Annotated in this window: 20 protein-coding genes; 4 read left to right on the top strand and 16 right to left on the bottom strand. The window is 41.9% G+C overall.

Going from position 1 to position 18,718, the window contains the following annotated elements:
- Window positions 1-10: 10 nt before the first annotated feature.
- The 4 genes from ASG46_RS07850 to ASG46_RS07835 all read right to left on the bottom strand — a co-directional run bounded on the left by ASG46_RS07850 (window position 11) and on the right by ASG46_RS07835 (window position 5,879).
- A complete protein-coding gene (locus ASG46_RS07850) occupies window positions 11-1,444 on the bottom strand; it encodes a glycoside hydrolase family 1 protein (protein WP_050826743.1) in 1,434 nt (477 codons plus the stop codon).
- Window positions 1,441-2,505 carry a mannonate dehydratase gene (locus tag ASG46_RS07845; RefSeq protein WP_056704066.1) on the bottom strand — a complete coding sequence of 355 codons (1,065 nt, stop codon included), beginning with the start codon at window positions 2,503-2,505 and terminating at the stop codon, window positions 1,441-1,443. Before ASG46_RS07845 ends, ASG46_RS07850 begins: the two co-directional genes overlap by 4 nt.
- Before the next feature lie 15 nt (window positions 2,506-2,520).
- The gene (locus tag ASG46_RS07840) at window positions 2,521-3,831 is read right to left on the bottom strand and encodes a PTS sugar transporter subunit IIC (protein WP_025208221.1); all 1,311 of its coding nucleotides are present in this window, start codon (window positions 3,829-3,831) and stop codon (window positions 2,521-2,523) included.
- An 89-nt stretch (window positions 3,832-3,920) separates the two neighbouring features.
- The gene (locus ASG46_RS07835; RefSeq protein ID WP_056704062.1) at window positions 3,921-5,879 is read right to left on the bottom strand and encodes a BglG family transcription antiterminator; all 1,959 of its coding nucleotides are present in this window, start codon (window positions 5,877-5,879) and stop codon (window positions 3,921-3,923) included.
- 137 nt (window positions 5,880-6,016) lie between these two features.
- Between ASG46_RS07835 and ASG46_RS07830 the strand changes: the two genes are divergently transcribed.
- On the top strand, window positions 6,017-6,214 hold the full coding sequence (locus ASG46_RS07830; RefSeq protein WP_039963061.1) for a hypothetical protein: 198 nt from the start codon (window positions 6,017-6,019) through the stop codon (window positions 6,212-6,214).
- 46 nt (window positions 6,215-6,260) lie between these two features.
- Here the strand turns inward: ASG46_RS07830 and ASG46_RS07825 are convergent, their stop codons facing one another.
- The 6 genes from ASG46_RS07825 to ASG46_RS07800 form a co-directional block, all read right to left on the bottom strand.
- Entirely contained in the window at window positions 6,261-6,686 is a 426-nt protein-coding gene (locus tag ASG46_RS07825; protein ID WP_024719536.1) for a YwqH-like family protein, read from the bottom strand.
- A 284-nt stretch (window positions 6,687-6,970) separates the two neighbouring features.
- Window positions 6,971-7,237 carry a YwqI/YxiC family protein gene (locus ASG46_RS07820; protein WP_008345634.1) on the bottom strand — a complete coding sequence of 89 codons (267 nt, stop codon included), beginning with the start codon at window positions 7,235-7,237 and terminating at the stop codon, window positions 6,971-6,973.
- Between the two features lie 37 nt (window positions 7,238-7,274).
- On the bottom strand, window positions 7,275-7,700 hold the full coding sequence (locus ASG46_RS07815; protein WP_008345637.1) for a YwqH-like family protein: 426 nt from the start codon (window positions 7,698-7,700) through the stop codon (window positions 7,275-7,277).
- Window positions 7,701-7,995: 295 nt separating this feature from the next.
- On the bottom strand, window positions 7,996-9,402 hold the full coding sequence (gene nhaC, locus ASG46_RS07810; RefSeq protein ID WP_041507995.1) for a Na+/H+ antiporter NhaC: 1,407 nt from the start codon (window positions 9,400-9,402) through the stop codon (window positions 7,996-7,998).
- Between the two features lie 143 nt (window positions 9,403-9,545).
- On the bottom strand, window positions 9,546-10,967 hold the full coding sequence (gene aspA, locus ASG46_RS07805; protein ID WP_045033751.1) for an aspartate ammonia-lyase: 1,422 nt from the start codon (window positions 10,965-10,967) through the stop codon (window positions 9,546-9,548).
- A 28-nt stretch (window positions 10,968-10,995) separates the two neighbouring features.
- Window positions 10,996-11,985, bottom strand: a complete 990-nt coding sequence (locus tag ASG46_RS07800) for an asparaginase (protein ID WP_017358664.1) — start codon at window positions 11,983-11,985, stop codon at window positions 10,996-10,998.
- A gap of 206 nt (window positions 11,986-12,191) precedes the next feature.
- On the opposite strand from ASG46_RS07800, the gene ASG46_RS07795 reads away from it, so the two are divergent.
- A complete protein-coding gene (locus ASG46_RS07795) occupies window positions 12,192-12,539 on the top strand; it encodes a helix-turn-helix domain-containing protein (protein ID WP_017368336.1) in 348 nt (115 codons plus the stop codon).
- A gap of 51 nt (window positions 12,540-12,590) precedes the next feature.
- Here the strand turns inward: ASG46_RS07795 and ASG46_RS07790 are convergent, their stop codons facing one another.
- The 5 genes from ASG46_RS07790 to ASG46_RS07770 form a co-directional block, all read right to left on the bottom strand.
- Window positions 12,591-13,046: a helix-turn-helix domain-containing protein gene (locus ASG46_RS07790; protein ID WP_017368337.1), complete on the bottom strand. Its 456-nt coding sequence runs from the start codon at window positions 13,044-13,046 to the stop codon at window positions 12,591-12,593.
- Between the two features lie 96 nt (window positions 13,047-13,142).
- Window positions 13,143-13,670 (bottom strand): YfjD family protein, encoded by a 528-nt coding sequence (locus ASG46_RS07785; protein WP_056704059.1) that lies wholly within the window; start codon window positions 13,668-13,670, stop codon window positions 13,143-13,145.
- Window positions 13,671-13,691: 21 nt separating this feature from the next.
- The gene (locus ASG46_RS07780; RefSeq protein ID WP_039165050.1) at window positions 13,692-14,450 is read right to left on the bottom strand and encodes a hypothetical protein; all 759 of its coding nucleotides are present in this window, start codon (window positions 14,448-14,450) and stop codon (window positions 13,692-13,694) included.
- Between the two features lie 12 nt (window positions 14,451-14,462).
- Window positions 14,463-15,659: a DUF6861 domain-containing protein gene (locus ASG46_RS07775; protein WP_056704056.1), complete on the bottom strand. Its 1,197-nt coding sequence runs from the start codon at window positions 15,657-15,659 to the stop codon at window positions 14,463-14,465.
- Between the two features lie 4 nt (window positions 15,660-15,663).
- Window positions 15,664-15,987 carry a WXG100 family type VII secretion target gene (locus ASG46_RS07770; RefSeq protein WP_017358661.1) on the bottom strand — a complete coding sequence of 108 codons (324 nt, stop codon included), beginning with the start codon at window positions 15,985-15,987 and terminating at the stop codon, window positions 15,664-15,666.
- Between the two features lie 226 nt (window positions 15,988-16,213).
- Here ASG46_RS07770 and pepT point away from each other — a divergent pair, with 226 nt between their 5' ends.
- Both pepT and ASG46_RS07760 read left to right on the top strand, forming a co-directional pair.
- Window positions 16,214-17,446 carry a peptidase T gene (pepT, locus tag ASG46_RS07765; protein WP_056704053.1) on the top strand — a complete coding sequence of 411 codons (1,233 nt, stop codon included), beginning with the start codon at window positions 16,214-16,216 and terminating at the stop codon, window positions 17,444-17,446.
- A 288-nt stretch (window positions 17,447-17,734) separates the two neighbouring features.
- A complete protein-coding gene (locus tag ASG46_RS07760; RefSeq protein ID WP_008345664.1) occupies window positions 17,735-17,914 on the top strand; it encodes a hypothetical protein in 180 nt (59 codons plus the stop codon).
- A gap of 80 nt (window positions 17,915-17,994) precedes the next feature.
- Here the strand turns inward: ASG46_RS07760 and ASG46_RS07755 are convergent, their stop codons facing one another.
- Window positions 17,995-18,672 carry a DUF3298 and DUF4163 domain-containing protein gene (locus tag ASG46_RS07755; RefSeq protein WP_056704050.1) on the bottom strand — a complete coding sequence of 226 codons (678 nt, stop codon included), beginning with the start codon at window positions 18,670-18,672 and terminating at the stop codon, window positions 17,995-17,997.
- Window positions 18,673-18,718: the final 46 nt, after the last annotated feature.

Raw genomic sequence — 18,718 nt, 5'->3', positions numbered from 1 at the left:
CCCATCACTCCTATTGATAAATAAAATCTGGTTCATCCCTTAATTTCCTCGTTTGGATTAATGTCTTGTACCAGTATCCTGACGCTTTCATCTGACGATTCCGTTCATTCTCCAGCTGGATCTCTACTAATCCGTAGCGATTCTTGAATGCATTCATCGGTGAGACATTATCCGTAAAAGCCCACAGCATATATCCCTTGCAGTTTGAACCTTCTTTTTTCGCTTGAAGGGCTTTTTTCAAATGCTGACTGATAAATGAAATTCGGTACTGATCATCAATGATGCCGTCTTCGTTTTTAAACCGTTCTTCCTGCTCGACCCCCATACCGTTTTCAGCCACAAACCACTCGATATTCCCGTATTCCTCTTTTATTCTCATACCCATATCATAGACAATATTCGGATAGATTTCCCAACCTCTGAATGGATTCATTTTTCTCCCTGGGAGCTCAAATAGATCGTAATAATAAGATGGATGAAACGGTGTATTTTCGTTCCAAGCCTTGCTAGGTGCCTTAACGCGATGCGGATAGTATAAATTAAGACCGACCACATCGACTGTATGATCTTTAATGATCTGAAGCTCTTCTTCCGTTGCATCGAAAAGAATGTCATGCTTTTTCAATACATCAAGCAGTTCTTCTGGATACTCGCCTTTAATGGAGGGATCTAAGAACACTCGATTAAAAAACAAATCATACATGCGGGCAGCTTCTTGATCATGTGACGCAGTCGATCTCGCATACGTCACTTCTGGATTGAGAATGACCCCGATTTTTGCACCGGCTGATTCCTTCAAGCCCATTTCCTGAAACAGCTTCACCACTTTTGCTGTCGCCAAGGCTTTATGATAGTTCCACTGCATCCACTTCTTCGTATTTTGCTCGAAAGGATAACGAATAGCATCTAGATACACACGAGTCTGAACAACAATTGGTTCATTAAAGGTAAACCAATGTTTGACCCGGTCTCCATAGCGTTCAAACACCTTTTCTGCATAGAGAACAAACAGATCGACAACATGTTTAGATGACCAGCCGCCGTACTTTTCAAGTAAAACGGCAGGAAGCTCATAATGCTCTAAGCAAAACATCGGCTCTACACCTGCTTCAAGTAATTCATTGATGAAATCATCAATATAACGAGCATAGGCCTCATCTACAATTCCATTCTCGTAATCTATGAGAAACCTCGACCAATTGATCGATGTCCGGTAATGAGATAACCCAATTTCCTTCATAAGGGCTACATCTTCAGGATAGCGCTCGTAAAAATTCGTTGCTCCCGCTGGTCCGTATCCTTCGTGCCATACGTGATACCCCTCCTTATACCAAAGGTCTATATACGAATCCTGATGCGGTTTCTTCCCTTTCCAACCCTCTGTCTGCCAAGCAGAAGCCGCAGCACCTAGAATAAAGTCATTGGGTATGTCGATTTTGTTCATGTTGCCACCTGACCTTTCTTCGTGTGAATTTGAAGTCCTTCCCACATCCCTTGTAAATACATAGCTCCAAGTGCCCGGTCGTATAATCCATAGCCAGGTCTGCCCGTCTCACCAAAGATCATTCGTCCATGATCTGGCCGGACATAGCCAGCAAATCCTTCCTTAAACAATGCGTTCACAATCGCTCCCATATCGAGGCTGCCTGCTGACGACAGGTGTGCCGACTCTTCAAAATCACCGTTTTCATACAAATTGACATTGCGTAAATGAGCAAAGTGTATACGCCCTTTTTTGGCATACTTTCTCGCAAGTGCAGGAACATCATTTTTAGCATTACAGCCTAGGGAACCGGAACAAAAGGTCAGTCCATGCTGTGAGCGTTCATCGAGCTGAAGGATACGATCTATTTGTTCTTCACAACTGACAATGCGGGATAGACCAAATATGTTCCAAGAAGGGTCATCTGGATGCAGTGCCATGTTCATGTTCTCTTCCGCTGCAACTGGAAGGATATTTCCCAAGAAATAGTCTAGGTTCTCAAACAACCCTTCCGCACCCAATGCCCTGTATGCAGCCATCAACTTTCTCATTTCTTCCTGCGTATAAGACGTATCCCATCCTGGTAAGGAAAGTCGATCTTTTTCTATATCCATCTGTTCAAGCTGATGCTGAAAATAAACAAGGGTCGTCGATTGATCAGCTAGTGGGAAATCGAGCTGTGTTCGTGTCCAATCAAGGACTGGCATGAAGTTATAACAAATGACCTTCACACCATGCCTTGCTAATCTCCGGATATTTTCTTGATAATGCTCGATATAAACATCTCGGCTAGGCTTTCCCAGCTTAATATCTTCATGGACCGGGAGACTTTCTACGACTTCAAAAGCAAGATCGTGACGTTCGATTTCCGCTTTTAAATGAGCAATACTTTCCTCCGGCCACAGATCACCAGCCGGCACATCATAGACTGCACTGACAATCCCTTTCATGCCGGGAATTTGCCGAATATATGAAAGGGAGACAGGATCTTCTTTGCCATACCATCTAAATTGCATGTTCATTCATGAGCCCTCCTTCTATTCTGAATCAGGTGCTGATTCTGGCTTCCGGTTGGATAAGAGGACAAAAGGTAAATAGATGAAAACAGCGACAACAATACAGATAAGCTGTGTGATGACAGCCCCCATACTGCCAGCGGTAGACAGCCAAGCATTCACAATCGGAGGTGTCGTCCACGGCACCATCACCACCGCTTTCCCCGCAAAACCTGTAGCGGTTGCGATATAACCAATCGTACCTGTCACGAGTGGTGTAACGATAAACGGAATTGCCATCACAGGGTTCAACATGACAGGTAATCCGAAAATAACTGGTTCATTGATGTTAAACAGTCCAGGTCCTGATGAAAGCTTGGCAATGCTACGCATTTCTTCCCTTCTTCCTGCTATAAAAATGGCAATCAACAGACCAATCGTCACACCCGAACCACCAATGCTCATATACACATCCCAAAATGGCATCGTGATAATATTTGGAATCTCTTTTCCCTCTTGAAATGCTGTCATATTCACTGCAATTGATCCTAATAACAGCGGCTCGCGAATCGGTTTAATCATTTGGTTGCCATGAATACCGATCACCCAGAAAAATTGAGCCACAAACATTAACGTTAAAATACCAGGCAGTCCCTGCACAACACTTTCAAGCGGACGCTGCACGACGTTATACACCGCTTCATGCAAATAAATGCCTGTCACACGGTGAAACGCAAACCCGAATGAACTAATGATTGTAATTGTAATAATTGATGGGAAAAGTGAAGAAAAAGACGTCGCCACATTTGATGGAACAGAATCTGGCATCTTAATTTGCAGCCACTTCACCTCGGTAAGCTTACAAAAGATCTCTACAGAGACGATGGCAATGATCATACCCAAAAATAAGCTTTTTGGATCGGAGAATTGCCTCGCTAGCACATCGACAACCTCACGCATCGATCCATCGACTTCAAGAAGAAGTGTCGTCGGAATAACGGATATAAATGAAATCAATGCCATTAACCCTGGGAATAATGATTTATGTCCATTGATTTTCCCAAGCTCAATCCCGATGAGGAACACAGCCCCGATCGTTAAAAAGTTCAGCGTGGCATAATTGATTGCCTTCATAATTGGCTGAAGCTCTGCTAAAAACCTGAATATCTCAAAATGGGCAAGCCCCGTTTCCGGGCTCATGATCATATTTGCGACCAGTACAGCAAATGCCCCCGTAATGATGATTGGCATTAATGTGACAAATGCTTGCTTAATCGCCATAATATACTTCTGATTTGTAATACGATAAGCGACATGTCCCATGACGTCGGCCGCTCTCTCTTTAAAGCTCATGATCCGTCTCCCCCTTTACAAAAACTCGTGATCATCCTCCTTTTTGATGTTATTTTAAAAGCGCTTTCATTAACATCTAATCTTTTTCCTCACAGATGCGGAAATGGGTGTCCTTTTTTTTCATCTGGCTGTTCCAACACGTGCAGCGCCGCCGTCAGTTCTTCAAATGAAGCAGCTTTGATGATTTGCTCCACCACTTCCTTCTGCTCTGTCAAACGCACAAGAAATTGATAAAGTGACTGCAATTCTTTCTGATACGTCTTCTGTATACTTAACAAACAGACGACCTGTACCCGCTCTTCGCCCCACAGCACTGGTTTTCTCAATGTACAGATCGCACAAAACGTATCATCTGTTGCCGGTTTGATTGGGTGAGGAATTGCGACCAAATGACCGAACGACGTAGGTGACACTTCCTCTCTTTCCAGCAATAGCTGTTCAAAATCATCGGGGATTCGGTTTTGTTCCTGCAATACATTCACGAAAAATTGAAGAACCTCATCCCTTGTTTGTAGATCTTGCTGAAAAAAAGTCATCTTCGGACTGATATATCGCAAGACCCCCATTTCTTGTGACCCCTGTACAAATCGTTTCAGCCTCAACATATCGTCTTCACTGAGGATCGTATGTACATCAAGCACTGGCACAGGTAGTGTGTTCTGAAGCGGGATGGTACTAATGATCAAATCGATACTTCTCAGGTCATACGACAAAAGGTCACTGACACTTGCAGTTCCAGCAATCTCTAGCCTTTCGCTAAAGGCGGCCTTCAGCTTATGGAGAAGAAGCTGACTGCTCGCGACACCCGTTGCGCACACAATCAAGCATTTTTTTCTCACAGTCTGAGTTTTTGTCCGCTCTATGGCAGCACCAATATGCAGCGCCAAATATCCGATTTCATCTTCATGAATCTCTACATTCTCTTTTTCCTTCAACCATCTTCCCATATAGACACCTGCTTCAAAAGCAATCGGATAATGCCTTTTTATGTCTGATAAATAGGGGTTACGGATGTTCATATCATATCGGAACCGATGAATCGCTGATCTCAGGTGAAGACTTAGTCCCACAATCAATTCCTTGTCTGTCTGAATATCAAGTGACATGTGCTCTTCGACATAACCAAGTAATTGATGAGTTAAACGGAAATGCTCTTCATCAAGCATGTGAAATAGCGTGTGGCCCGTTTCTCCATACGCCATCATTTTTGCCCCCATTAAATGAATCGCAATATAGGCCATTTCAGATAATGGAAAATCTATACCGAGTACGTGACGCATATCTTCTGCCATTTGCCTCGCCACTTGAAAAGCGGGCTGTGTTTGAATGTCTTTGAGTTCTCCTTCCGGCATCATCACCAATTTTTTCTCTTCAATTCGTTTGCACGCAATGGCGATATGTGTCACTAAGTTGCTTAAACCGATCTCTGAGACATGAAGGCCGCTTGCCTTTGTACGTGAACGCACCATATCTTGAATCAATTGATACGTTTCTTCAGGTAAAAGGGCAGGGTTCGGATGCTCCTGCTGAAACACATGCTCAGCTAGACAATACCTTAATTTCATTTCATCTCCAGTCAGCCTCAATCCATATTTAGGTCGGTGTGCAACAGAAAGTCCATGTAAAGAAAATAGATGCTTGACTGCTTTCAGGTCATTTTTCACAGTAGATTCACTCACAAATAATTCTTCGGCCAATTCATCTAATTTCATATAGTCTTCGGACAATAAAAGCCTTCTCAATAAATAAGAGATACGATCCTCCGGCTGATTTGGAATAACTTGATTCTTTTTTTCATTTCTTTCTCTCATTGAGTTTTTCAAAAAAGTACGAAATGCTCCATAATCTTCGACAGTCAATGTATACCCTGCTCCACGTTTCATATGAAGTGTTGCCCCATGTGCTTCTAATATTGATTTAAGCGCTTTCATATCTGTTCGAACTGTTCGTGATGTGACGCCTATCAGGCGTGCAATTTCTTCACCTGTCAGCTCCTGCTCTGCCTGCATTAACCGCCTTAACAGCTCCTCCTGACGTAGAGATAACATAGACTCCCCTCCCTTGGTCAATTACTTTTGCCTATCATCATAAACGAAAATAGAACTCTTTGCCCAGTTTTTCTTTCCGACCGGGAACTTTGTTATGGCTCAAACGTATGAATATGAAACAAGAGGAGGGATACATCATGTTTGTTATCATCATCATACTAGCTTCTTTAGGCGCCATTGCCGCCCACATGTTTACACCAAAAGATAAGCGTTCATCTTCTAAGCATTCTGCACATCACAGTTCAACAACCAGTAACTATACTGATTCGTATACACATCACGCTTCTGATGCCTCCTGCGGTGGTGATTCTGGTGGTAGCGGCGGATGTGACTAAACCAAAAAAACAGCCGCTTGTTCAGCCGGCTGTTTCGTTTATTTTATTAAAGAGCTTTCCAGCCCCGTTCAATTAAATGTTTGACATCCTTTGCAAAATCCTCGCCTTTTTCCATCACATCTTGGGCTCTTCCTGCAAAATTACTAGCGACAGCGAGTTCCATTTTTTTTAACTCAAAATGCATAATTTTTTGGTCTATCTCCGTCATATAGGTTTCATACTCATTGTTCACAATGTCGTGCAGCACGTGATAGGCTTCTTTCCGATGACGGTGAAAGTCCGTTCCTCTCTCACCTTTCCATGACGAATCTAGAGCAGGCTTCTTGATTTCCTTTATGTCAGACTGCGCAAGATCTTGTTCTGTTCGAATATTACTTTTGGCTGTCTTTAACCGAGAGATCATTTCGTCAAATTCTGCACGTTTGTTTTCAATCCCCATATGCAGATGGTGCAGCATCTCGGATAAACTCATGTCATCCACCTCTATTAGACCTCATAAGAAAGCACGGCGTCAGCGTTTTTGAAACCGAGCAGATCATCTGCTTTTTCCAGTCCTGACATTTCTATCGTTCGCTTTCATTAAGTATAGTATAAGGTGAAAAGCCTTAGGCTTAAATAGGGAAAAGGTGTCCTTTTAACATGGTGTTTGGAAGAAAAACGGAATAATCTAAGGTCATAAATCCCGAATTATATATGAGTCTTTACGACTATATTTTACATCGTACTCAGCTACGCTATCAATAAAACGATTAGGGCTTATGATTTTGCCGCAATCGCCTCATCCTGTTCTTTTAGCGTCTTCACATTTGAGCGTGTATCCTGAACGTTTTTGATCAAGGCTTCTTTAAAGCTTGAGACCATTTCGCCCACCTCTGCTTCACGTGCCGTCCATTTGGTTACAAATTCAAGGCTGTTTTCACCAGCTTTATCTGCTGCTTTTTTCATTGTTAAAGCTTCAACTGCTTGGGAGACTTCATCTAGTTTATCCATCACTGTTTGGTAGTTTAACTTAATTTGTCCCATTATGATATCCTCCAGGTTTGTTCAGCATGAAGCTCGCTTACAAGCTGCTCCATGCTTTTGAGATCAAGCGTTTTGCGTCTTCTACTGCGTCTTCTCCTTTTTCAGCCAAACGTGCGGCATCTCCAGCTAAAGAGCTGGCAAAGGATAAGGCAGCCTGCTCTGCTTCTAGTGTACTGATTTTGAATTCGATTCGGCTCACGTAGCGTGGGTATTTATCGCTTACGATCGTTTGCAGCGCATCATGCGCTTCATTTCGCTCTGATTTGAAATCTTGGCTCCGCTCACCTTTCCAAGAGGCCCCAAGCTTTGGCTGCTTGATTTGTTTTAGATCTGTTTCTGCCGCATCTTGTTCACGTTCAACCTTACTTTTTGCCTTTTTGAGTCGAGCAATTTTCTCTTCGATCTCTGCCTTTTTATTTGAAATGCCACCGTTAAGGGCAGACAGCATATCCGATAGGCTCATATGGGTTCCTCCTCCTGTCAAAAATAAAAACGCTGCTTAGAGTCCCTCTAAACGAGCGTAATGGTGAATCGCACTTTTTCCAATATTGTTATTATAAGGTTCAAAGACTCATGTTTGAATAGGGATTTGTGCCCTTTTTATGGTATAAATATGCTTTCAATCTGCTTCATACCACACCTTAAGCCCTCTTTTATAGGGGGTCAAAATACACAACCACCCTTCTGGAAACACACATAGTCTTACGGTCCTAGGACAAACAAAAGCCGCCCGGGGGAGGGGCGGCTTTTGCAGCGGCTTATGATGCCGATTCTTCTGAGTCTTGTTGATTTTTCACGTACCAAATGAATTTCCCTGTATATCCGTAGATAATGGCAAGACCAATGGCAACAAAGCTCAACCACATAAATGGTAAATAAGAGAATGTCGAGACGCCTAGAATCCCTGCCATGTAAATTCCGTTATCTGACCACGGAACCATACCAGACGTCATTGTTCCACCGACTTCAGCGTTTCTAGATAGAACGCGTCTGTCTATTTTCAATTTATCATAGCTTTTTTCCATAATTTTCGGTGTAAGAATTAATGAAACGTACATCGCACAGCCGAAGATATTTGCGAAGAATGCAACAACAAGTGTAGATAGGGTTACATTTCCTGCATTATATAATTTCTTCTCGAAAGTAGCGACAATTACTTTTAAGACGCCGAGATATTCAAGTACGCCACCAAAACCAAGTCCGAGAATAATGACCACTAGCGATCCAAGCATATTCACAATACCGCCACGATTTAACAGCGTATTTAAGAAATCTACATCTGAATTAATAGAAAAGCCATTATAAGCTGTTCCAAGCGCATCTGCCGGGTTCATTCCTTGGAATGCCATTGCCCAGACTGCACCAAGAAGGGCACCAATAGCGATAACAGGCATTGAAGGTTTCTTAAATACGAGCAGTAATACAACCACTACTGCTGGGATGATCATCCAAATGTTGATTGTGAATGTATCTTGAAGGGCATTTTTCAAAAATTCTACTTTACCTTGATCAATGTTGCGTCCGCCATACATAAAACCTGTAACCGTAAACATAATCGCTGTAATCACAAAGGCTGGTATGGATAAGACCATCATGGCTCTTACATGCGCCAGCACGTCCACTTTTGAAAGAGAGGAAGCGAGCACAGTACTATCAGATAAAGGAGATAATTTATCACCAAAATAAGCACCAGATAAAACAGCCCCAGCTACGATCGGTAATGGGATACCCAATCCTTCACCAATTGCGATCATCGCAATACCTGCTGTTCCAACTGTACCCCAAGAGGTTCCTGTTGCAACGGACATAATCGCACAGATGACAAGTGTAGCTAATAAGAAGATATTAGGATGAATAAATTCCAGTCCGTAATAAATTAACGTGGGTACAACACCGCCGGCAATCCATGTACCAACAAGTGCACCTACTGCAATTAAGATTAAAACAGCCTCTAAACCATTCGATATCCCTTTTGTAATCGCATTTTGAAGATCTTTGTATGAATGCCCTAAACGAATCCCTAAAGCAATAACCATAAACCATGAGATGAACAATGCGAGCTGAATATCTAGTTTGAAGTAAAGAGTGAATGATAAAACAATTGCTAAAAATAAGCCAAGTACAGACACGACTTCTAAAATAGACGGTAGACGTGGTGTTTTCATTTTGTTTCCTCCCTTTGTGCGTGCGTTAAGCGTTTTCAAAATATTGTGAAAAAAGTGTGTCAATTCGAAAGAAAGTGAATTGCCTGTTTTTCTCTCTTTCACAGGCAATTCCACATATTAATAAAATAAAATTTTTGATATTATTATCGCTCTAGGAGCTCTGCACCGGCAATGCCAGGCTTTGTCATCTCGAATGGATTCAAGATAATATCAAGTTCTTCTTCTGTTAACACATCATTTTGCAGGCAAAGATCTCTGATCGATTGTCCTGTTAAAATGGCTTCCCTTGCGATTCTAGCCGCGGCTTCATAGCCTAAGTGAGGGTTTACCGCAGTAATGACACCTGCACTTTTTTCGACATATTCTTTCAAACGTTTTTCATTTGCTTCGATGTCCGCTAAACAGTGATCTGTGAATGAGCGGAATCCGTTATTCATTATACTAATAGATTGAAGCAAGTTAAAGACCAGAACAGGCTCCATCACATTTAACTCAAGCTGGCCTGCTTCAGAAGCAAGACAGATGGTGTGGTCGTTCCCAATGACCTGGAATGCGATTTGGTTAATGAGTTCTGCCATGACTGGATTGACTTTCCCAGGCATAATGGATGATCCCGGCTGACGAGCTGGCAATGCAATCTCAGCAAGACCTGCACGTGGGCCAGATGCCATTAAGCGAAGGTCATTCGCAATTTTAGACATGTTCATCATGCATACTTTTAAGGCAGCAGATACTTCTGTGTATGCATCTGTATTTTGCGTCGCATCTACGAGGTGCTCTGCGCCTACTAATGGCAGTCCAGAAATATCAGCAAGCTTCTTCACGACGATTTCGATGTAGCGAGGATCTGCATTGAGGCCTGTCCCAACAGCGGTCGCACCCATATTCACTTCATATAAATGCTGTTTTGATTGGTTGATTCGTTTAATATCACGGCTCAGCACACGGCTGTATGCTTCAAACTCTTGTCCTAAACGGATCGGAACAGCGTCTTGTAAATGAGTACGCCCCATTTTGATGACATGATCGAATTCTTTTGCTTTCTTTTGAAATACGTCATGCATGGCCTGCATCGTCTCAAGTAAAATGTCTAACTGCTTGAGCACTGCAATATGGATCGCCGTTGGGAACGAATCATTTGTCGATTGTGACATGTTCACATGTGTGTTTGGACTTAAATGAATGTATTCGCCCTTTTGATGTCCCATGATCTCGAGGGCTCTGTTTCCAATGACCTCATTGGCATTCATATTCATAGACGTTCCTGCGCCGCCTTGAATCGGGTCTACGATGAAATATTCATGGAATTTTCCTTCAATGACTTCATCTGAAGCTTGAACGATCGCATTTCCAATTCCTTCATATAAACGTCCGACTTCCATGTTGGCTTGAGCTGCTGCTTTTTTGACAATGGCAAATGCTCGAATGAGTTCTTCATGCATGCGATATCCTGTAATCGGGAAATTCTCTTTTGCACGAAGCGTTTGAACACCATAATACACGTCTGCGGGAATTTCTTTTTCACCTAGAAAATCCTTCTCGTAACGATAAGTTGCTTGAACCATCTCGTATGACCTGCTTTCTATAGAATAGTTAAATCACTAAATCTTCTGCGATTGGCGTTTCCATAATCTTTTTCACTTCTCGTGGATCTGTTGTTTTACCTAATGCCCACATGAGCTTTGGCACGATGGCTTCTGTGTTCATGTTTCTTGAACGAGCAACCAGTTCTTGATTGATTTTACGTCCTACTTCATACACACTCATGTCTTCTCCTTCTTCGAGACACTGAGTGGTGATCACAACAGAAATGCCTTCTTCCAGCAATTCGTTGATTTTTTCTAAAAGGTTTCTTCCTTCGAAAGGAATTCCGCCGCTGCCGTAGCTTTCAATGACGACTCCTTTGTACAACCCTTTGATTGAATCTAAAAACTCAGGCTTCAGTCCTGGATGCAGTTTTAATAAACAAACGTCTGTGTTCAAGGATGCATCTAATTTAAGCGGTTTCATTGATGATCTTTTTACTTTGCTATTGTATTCAATTTGATGATTTTCAATCGATGCAATATATGGGTAGTTAATACTTTCAAATGCATCGTAGCTTTTCGTTCTTAGTTTGATTGCGCGAGTTCCTTGAATGACTCTGCCATCAAACACGACGTATACGCCGCCAACACCGTCACATGCAAAACGAATCGCATCTGTAATGTTTTTCTTCGCATCTGTTTTCTTAAACGTAATCGGGATTTGTGACCCTGTAATGACAATTGGCTTATCAGGATTTTGCAGCATATACGATAGTGCTGCTGATGTATAGGCCATTGTGTCCGTACCATGCGTGACGACAAATCCGTCATATTGATCATAATTTTCATAAATGGCTGTTGCGATATCAACCCAGTATTCAGGCTGCATATTGGTACTATCTATACTCATTAGGGACTTTGTGTCCATTGTGTAGTCTGCATTAATTTCGTTTAAATAGCTTAAAAGGTCCTCAGCTTTAACACCTGGAGCTAAACCATTTTCACTTTCTACAGATGCAATCGTCCCACCAGTGGTTAAAAGCAATAATTTCTTCAACAGGTCCACCTCTTTCAGTAAAATTACTTCGTTTGTCACACATATTATAAGCCAGCTTGTGCTATTCTATAATATACGCTTTACGCGTACCTTCATTGCCATTATAGTCACATAACGCGAATTAATCAAGAAATTATTACGCATAACGCGTACACTCTTTGTCAAAATATGATATACTGTTGTTGTATATAAAGGAGCGTTCATGTATGATACTCGATCGTTTAACCACCCTTAGAAAAAAGAAAAAATGGTCTCTCCAGCATACGGCAGATCGCCTAGGTATCGCCAAAAGCACCTATGCCGGTTACGAATCTGGGTACCGACGACCTTCGCTTGAAGCAGTGAAACTGCTGGCTGATTTGTATGATACGTCCATTGATTTTTTACTTGGTAGAACGGACGAGCCAGAGATACAACGCAAAATCTCTGATATCAAAATTGAGCTGACGGAAGCAAAAGAAGGAACCATCCATGTAGACGGCGTTCCACTAACAGATGAAGAAATCAAACAGCTTGTTGCCTTTATTCGGGCGAAAAACACTCTGAAAGTATAAACAACACAAAAAAGAGAGGTCCCTGTCATAGAGGGACCTCTCTTTTTCTGCTTACGACAGCTCACTTAATTCCTCTAACCGCCGCTTCGCTTCTTCTTTATTAAAGGAACTATAATAGCGATAATTCTCATCATCTAAGATGCGGTAATGCTGGCTTAGTACATTCTGCTGGAGACGAAACGTACCTTTTTTCACAGACGTCCGCCACCAAACCTTTCCGCCAATCGTACGTTCAACAGATAAATGCAATTCATCGTGGGCGACGACTTCCAAAATCTCAAGCGGATCATCCCCAAGTGTCCCTTTTAAAATGTCACTATCCCTGAATAATGCACATACGGCCGCAGATTGCGTCCAGTTGAGGCGAAGACGATTCTTTTCTACCTGCTGCAAATGCCGTTTGGATAGCCCAAGCACCTCAGCCATGCGGTCCTGTGTATAGTCTTTTTCTTTTCGAATTCGTGCCATTTGTTCTGTGACGAGGTCAATTACCATTTCTTTGTCCATCTCTCATCACCTCTTGATTGTTCAGTCTTTACTGACATCTTACACGATTTCTTAAAAAAAGTGGCGTCTCACCTCATGGAATGATGGCGAAAACATCTATTGATTCTGCTTTTCACCATGACCATGCTGCTGTTTCCAATTCTCTTGGGCGGTCTCATGTAAATATGGATAAATGTCTTGTTTCACCGTTTGCTCAAATACTTCTTCATCTAAAATACTGTACGCCGGAATCTTGATCAATTTCCCATCAATTTTCCGAATGAGCACATCCATGAACAGAAATCCCCTGATACTGTAACGATGCCTGCGCATATCAATAGATTGTATGTCTTGAAAAGGGATTGTTTGTTGCCGGTATAAAACAGCGCCATTCTCTCCTCGCTGAATGCGAAAAATCACATTTCCCCTCTTCGTAAAAGCCGGAAGAATCATCAAAAAAGAGATCCACCCATAGACAATGCCTAATAATCCGCCTAAAAATAAAAACAACGTATAATTCGATTCAAATGTAAGAGCTTCTGAAAATAACCAAATACCGATGATGCCAAATCCGCCCGTTGCTAAGAATGCCCATACTCTTAGAAAGGGTCTGCTCCTCACTTCTATTACTTCACTTGGATTCAAGCGTCATTCTCCTTTTCTCCATTAGAATATAGAACGTAATCCGTCCCTATGAGCCGTCTCTATCCGAAATTCATTTTCCTTCATGCCCGACACTAGCCAAGAATGCTTCTGCCCCGGAATAACAAATATCATAGACTCTACATCCGGCGTATTATTTTTATCATAAGTGACCTTCATCAAAGAATCCATTTTTCCTTTTCTGACCCTTACATCAGAAACAAATGCCCGCACAAGCTCTTGGTTCTCTGCTTTATTTAGAAAAGAAGGCCAATCATCATTCCCTTGACTGGCTTGTTCTAACAGCAGTTCAAATTCTTCAGCCTGCAAATTGATGACTGGTGTGAGGTGTTCACTCATGTGTATGTTCAAAAAGGTTGTCACTTGCTCCACAGTCTGCTGATCGTCTTTTAGTTTGTGAATCTGATGCACTTGTTGATCATAAAGCGTATGGTGTGAATACACACCTGCCTGAGTCGTATGAAAGGACGTACTGACCTCTTCATCTAATGCACCAAACCTTGAAGCTTTCACGGTATGTGATGCATCGTTCATGGCTTGAATGAAATGCCGGTATTTTTCTTTATAACGGTATTGTCTATTTCGAAATTCCAGCACGTCTTTTGCCAGCAAAGAGCGACATGCAATTTCAAATAAAAATCCAAGACGTTCATCCTCTACATCTGGATAATAGGCTTCCTTTAAAGACATCCCTTGCTCAAAATAGCCTTCACTGTAAAAACTAAAGATGAGTTCCTCGATACTTAGACTTAGCTGATCCAACTTGATCTCTCCTTATCCAAAAGAAAATGCGCCCTTCAAGAAATCACCTGCACCTTTCAACAGCGAATCTGCGGTTTCTTTTGTTTTTTCTATTCCTTTATGTATCACCTGATTTGCTTGATCAATGGTGTCATTGACTGCTTTAACACCTTGACCTGCCAGTTCAAATGCTTTTTTTCCTTTATCGACAACCGCATGAATTGGGTCTTTTAATTTCACTGCGACCTGTTCTGCAAAACCAGAAGTAAGCTTGGCGACTTTTTCACCAATAAAGCCACCTACTGCTGATCCTATCGCACCGCCAACGACTGTTCCAATCGGTCCTGCAAAACTTCCAAGAGCGCCGCCCACAACGGCACCTGCAACAGATCCGCCTGCAATAAAGACCGTATTATTCACTGCATTTCCAACAGCCTTTGCATTTTCACGCTTGAGAACTTCTGGCTGATCCCCAAATTCCGCATAGTTCTCCGCAATTTTCAGACCGCAGCCAACCGTTTCTGTTGCACCCGTGACGACCGTTGCAATGATGGCATTTCCTTTCGCAAACCTTGCACCATTTTTCAGAACAGACTTGATGCCAGCTGTGTCCTTCCAATTGATACTTCCTTTTGTGAAATCACGTACACTGTTCGTGAACGCAACTGTATCGCTAGGATAAAATTTCGTAAATTTCTTATGGACAAGGTCAGCCATCGACCAATTGGATCGTTTTAATAATTCTTTTTTACTCAGCCAAATCCTTGCCAACCGGTCAAATCTCGTTCCTTCTACCCGTCCGGTCACATCAAGAAGGAGCTTTGAATGCTGCGCAGCATAGCGGCCATTTTCTTTAATAAAGGTCGTCATGCCAAGTCCATAGTATTTTGCCTGCATCATCACAATACCAGCTAGGCTCGTGAGTGTACCATATTGATCATACAGACTGTACATTTTCCTTAAAATATCATCAGCTTCGACCATTTTATCCGTTGCATGACGAATGGCAATGTCGTCACTGCTCAATTTGCTCATTAAGGCTTGTCCAGAACCCCATGCATCTCCTACTCCAGAAAAACAGCTTCGATAACGGGGATCACAGCCTAGGATGAGGCCATCCAGTTCACTATGTAAATCGCGGTGCTTTGTTTCGATGGCCGAAAGCTCTCCTACAAAATCATTCGCCAGCCCTGTCAGCTGATCTGGATCTACTACAATGTCACGCGCCATCACATCATCTCCCTTCTCGGTTTCTTTCTCTCCGTTCTTCTCGCCTTTTTCGCTCAAGCTCTTCCATTCTGGCGATTTCAGCTTTACGTTCCTCGATTTTGACAGCAGCATCCCGCAGTTCCTGACTTGTTTCAAGCAAGTCCTTTTCAAATTGATCATAGCGTGCCACTGTTTCCTCAAAGCTTTGATCAAATTTATCTCTTGCTTCCCCTTGCCAGCCTGATCCAACTGCCTTCAGCCGATTCTCAAGCAGCTGCTTCGACTGCCGAATGCCATCAGCTGCTTCCTGGAACTTTTGAGCGAGTGCAAGTGTTTGACTAGAATCCAACTTTCGCACCCCTTTCTCCCAAATTAACGTACAAATGGATGATTTTATATGTCCTCATTATAAATAAAAAGACACCCAAAAAAATCACCCTAAAGAACCATTCAGCACATCGCAAAATAAAAGTAGGTCTTTTTCCTCTCTAATTGCCAGAGAAAGCCTTTCTTGTTATGAAGCGCATTCAAGACATGATAAAATGAACATATTCTACAAAAGGAGTGACGTATTGATGAAAGAGGAAATGATCCAGCGATTCACAAGTTATGTAAAAGTGGATACACAGTCTGATGCAGACATAGAGAGCTGCCCATCCACTGAAGGACAGCTGAACCTAGCAAGGCAGCTTGTTGAAGAGATGAAATCCATCGGCATTCAAGAAGTGACAATGGATGAAAACGGTTATGTCATGGGCACGATCCCATCTAACACAGACAAAGAAGTGCCAACCATTGGCTTCCTAGCTCATATCGACACAGCCACTGACTTCACTGGCAAGAACGTGAAACCGCAGATTCATGAGAACTATCAAGGCGGGAACATCACGCTAAACGAAAATCTACATATCGTATTATCTCCAGCACAGTTTCCAAATTTACAAAAATACCAAGGACATACGCTCATCACGACTGATGGCACGACCCTGCTTGGTGCAGATAACAAAGCTGGTATCGCAGAAATTATGACCGCCATGCATTACCTGATTGAGCATCCAGAAATCAAGCATGGAAAAATTCGTGTCGCCTTCACACCAGATGAAGAGATCGGTAGAGGACCTCACAAATTCGATGTTGATGCCTTTGGCGCTTCTTATGCTTATACGATTGACGGCGGCCCGCTAGGAGAGCTTCAATATGAAAGCTTCAACGCCGCAGGTGCAAAAGTATCAATTAAAGGAAACAACGTCCATCCAGGGACAGCAAAAGACAAAATGGTCAGTGCTGCAAAGATCGGCATGCTCTTTCACAACAAACTTCCTTCAGATGAATCTCCAGAATACACAGAAGGATACGAAGGCTTTTTCCACCTCACGAGGTTTGTAGGAGAAGTAGAAGAAGCAGAGCTGCAATATATTATTCGTGATTTTGATAAAGAGAAATTCAACAAGCGCAAAGCACTGTTTGAAAAAATCGCAAACGACTTAAAAGCGGTCTACGGCGAAAACAGCATCACCCTTAGCATTCAGGATCAATATTACAATATGAGAGAAAAAATTGAGCCAGTCAAACATATCGTAGACATCGCTCATGAAGCCATGGAAAACCGCTCAGTGACACCTGTCATTGAACCAATCCGCGGCGGTACAGATGGCTCACAGCTTTCATATAAAGGACTTCCAACGCCAAACATCTTTACTGGCGGGGAAAACTTCCACGGTAAATATGAATTCATCTCTGTAGAGAACATGCTGAAAGCGTCAGAAGTGATCGTTGAAATTGCACGTTTATTTGAAGAAAAAGCATAAACATGTTTACAACCGTTCCTGTTCGGGAACGGTTTTTTAATAAAAGTTTACAATTTTCTGAAACTTTTATGACACTTAATCGTACTAATAGAGACAACCCCAGAAAAATTCTTCTTGACGAGTGAAATAACTGGAAATATAATAGTTAAAAACAACCAGTATTTTAGACCTAAAAAAGCAGCAAGAATAAACCTTTAGAACTAAACGCTATTTGCTAACTATTTTCAGTTATAAACATCACTCACCCTGTCTACACTTAAAGAATAGGATGAATTGGAGGAATGTCATATGATGATTTTATTGATTATCGCTTCACTTTGCTGCTACTTACTATTCTCTTTCAAAAAAGATAACCGCACCCAAAAACGAAAAAGCGCAGAGCTTTCGGAGTTTGAAATCTTTCGTATGCGCCGCCACTACAACGGCAAACGCCGTCACCCACTAAACGATGCACCCAAACAAGTATAAATGTAAAAAAGAAGAGCCTCATCACCAGGGGCTCTTTTTATGTATAAAAAAACGACCAAATTCATGGCCGTTTCTCTTGTTTATTTATACACCTTCGCAGGTACTTGAATCATAGGAATTCCTACATAGTACGGTGAAATTTCATATGGCTGGAAGACAACAGCGATTCCCTTTTTCGTGAAGTAGTACTGCGTGTCGTAGCCGATTTGAATATCGCTTTTTTTCAGATTCGCATAGAATTTACTTTTATGCTTCTTTGTGTAGTTATAGATATAATCTCTTACTTTTGTACGCTTTTTCTTTGTTTTTACCACATCTGTAAAGTACAGTTGCTTTGTTTTTTTCTTTGTTAACACATAGTTCATGCTCGTAACCATCGTATCCCCGTGCATGCTACCGTCATTCATGTAATCATAGTTTAGGATACTTAGTTTCTTCCCATTATTAAATTTCGTTTTAAACGATCTCTCGTATGTGATCTTCCCAAAGCCTTCTTTTTTCGCTTCGTCCTTTAAGAACAAGTACGTAGAATAAGAGAATGCAATATCATCTTTTAAATCACGATTGATGGTTTTCATATGCGCTTTACTAAGGTTTTTCACCTGTGCATATTTAAACGTTTTTTTCTTTTTATAATAGTGTGTACTTACTTTTGCTTTTTTCACTTGTTTGGCATCCGCAGATCCAACTGGCGCAAACAACGAAACAATCAGCGAAAAAATGAGCAGGCTGATCGTTAGGCCTTTTTTCATTGTCATAGTAAAAACCCCCATTTTTGTCTATTACCAATTGAGTATACCATGA

The organism is Bacillus sp. Leaf49 (assembly GCF_001426125.1).
GTDB classification, from domain to species: Bacteria; Bacillota; Bacilli; order Bacillales; family Bacillaceae; genus Bacillus; species Bacillus altitudinis.
Note: the sequence above shows the minus strand (reverse complement) of the source record. Positions and strands in the feature narration are given on the sequence as shown.

Excerpts from the sequence above, each read along its gene's own strand:
- ASG46_RS07850 (WP_050826743.1), bottom strand. The coding sequence starts at position 1,444 with ATGAACAAAATCGACATACCCAATGACTTTATTCTAGGTGCTGCGGCT.
- ASG46_RS07845 (WP_056704066.1), bottom strand. The coding sequence starts at position 2,505 with ATGAACATGCAATTTAGATGGTATGGCAAAGAAGATCCTGTCTCCCTT.
- ASG46_RS07840 (WP_025208221.1), bottom strand. The coding sequence starts at position 3,831 with ATGAGCTTTAAAGAGAGAGCGGCCGACGTCATGGGACATGTCGCTTAT.
- ASG46_RS07835 (WP_056704062.1), bottom strand. The coding sequence starts at position 5,879 with ATGTTATCTCTACGTCAGGAGGAGCTGTTAAGGCGGTTAATGCAGGCA.
- ASG46_RS07830 (WP_039963061.1), top strand. The coding sequence starts at position 6,017 with ATGTTTGTTATCATCATCATACTAGCTTCTTTAGGCGCCATTGCCGCC.
- ASG46_RS07825 (WP_024719536.1), bottom strand. The coding sequence starts at position 6,686 with ATGAGTTTATCCGAGATGCTGCACCATCTGCATATGGGGATTGAAAAC.
- ASG46_RS07820 (WP_008345634.1), bottom strand. The coding sequence starts at position 7,237 with ATGGGACAAATTAAGTTAAACTACCAAACAGTGATGGATAAACTAGAT.
- ASG46_RS07815 (WP_008345637.1), bottom strand. The coding sequence starts at position 7,700 with ATGAGCCTATCGGATATGCTGTCTGCCCTTAACGGTGGCATTTCAAAT.
- nhaC (WP_041507995.1), bottom strand. The coding sequence starts at position 9,402 with ATGAAAACACCACGTCTACCGTCTATTTTAGAAGTCGTGTCTGTACTT.
- aspA (WP_045033751.1), bottom strand. The coding sequence starts at position 10,967 with ATGGTTCAAGCAACTTATCGTTACGAGAAGGATTTTCTAGGTGAAAAA.
- ASG46_RS07795 (WP_017368336.1), top strand. The coding sequence starts at position 12,192 with ATGATACTCGATCGTTTAACCACCCTTAGAAAAAAGAAAAAATGGTCT.
- ASG46_RS07790 (WP_017368337.1), bottom strand. The coding sequence starts at position 13,046 with ATGGACAAAGAAATGGTAATTGACCTCGTCACAGAACAAATGGCACGA.
- ASG46_RS07775 (WP_056704056.1), bottom strand. The coding sequence starts at position 15,659 with ATGGCGCGTGACATTGTAGTAGATCCAGATCAGCTGACAGGGCTGGCG.
- pepT (WP_056704053.1), top strand. The coding sequence starts at position 16,214 with ATGAAAGAGGAAATGATCCAGCGATTCACAAGTTATGTAAAAGTGGAT.
- ASG46_RS07760 (WP_008345664.1), top strand. The coding sequence starts at position 17,735 with ATGATGATTTTATTGATTATCGCTTCACTTTGCTGCTACTTACTATTC.
- ASG46_RS07755 (WP_056704050.1), bottom strand. The coding sequence starts at position 18,672 with ATGACAATGAAAAAAGGCCTAACGATCAGCCTGCTCATTTTTTCGCTG.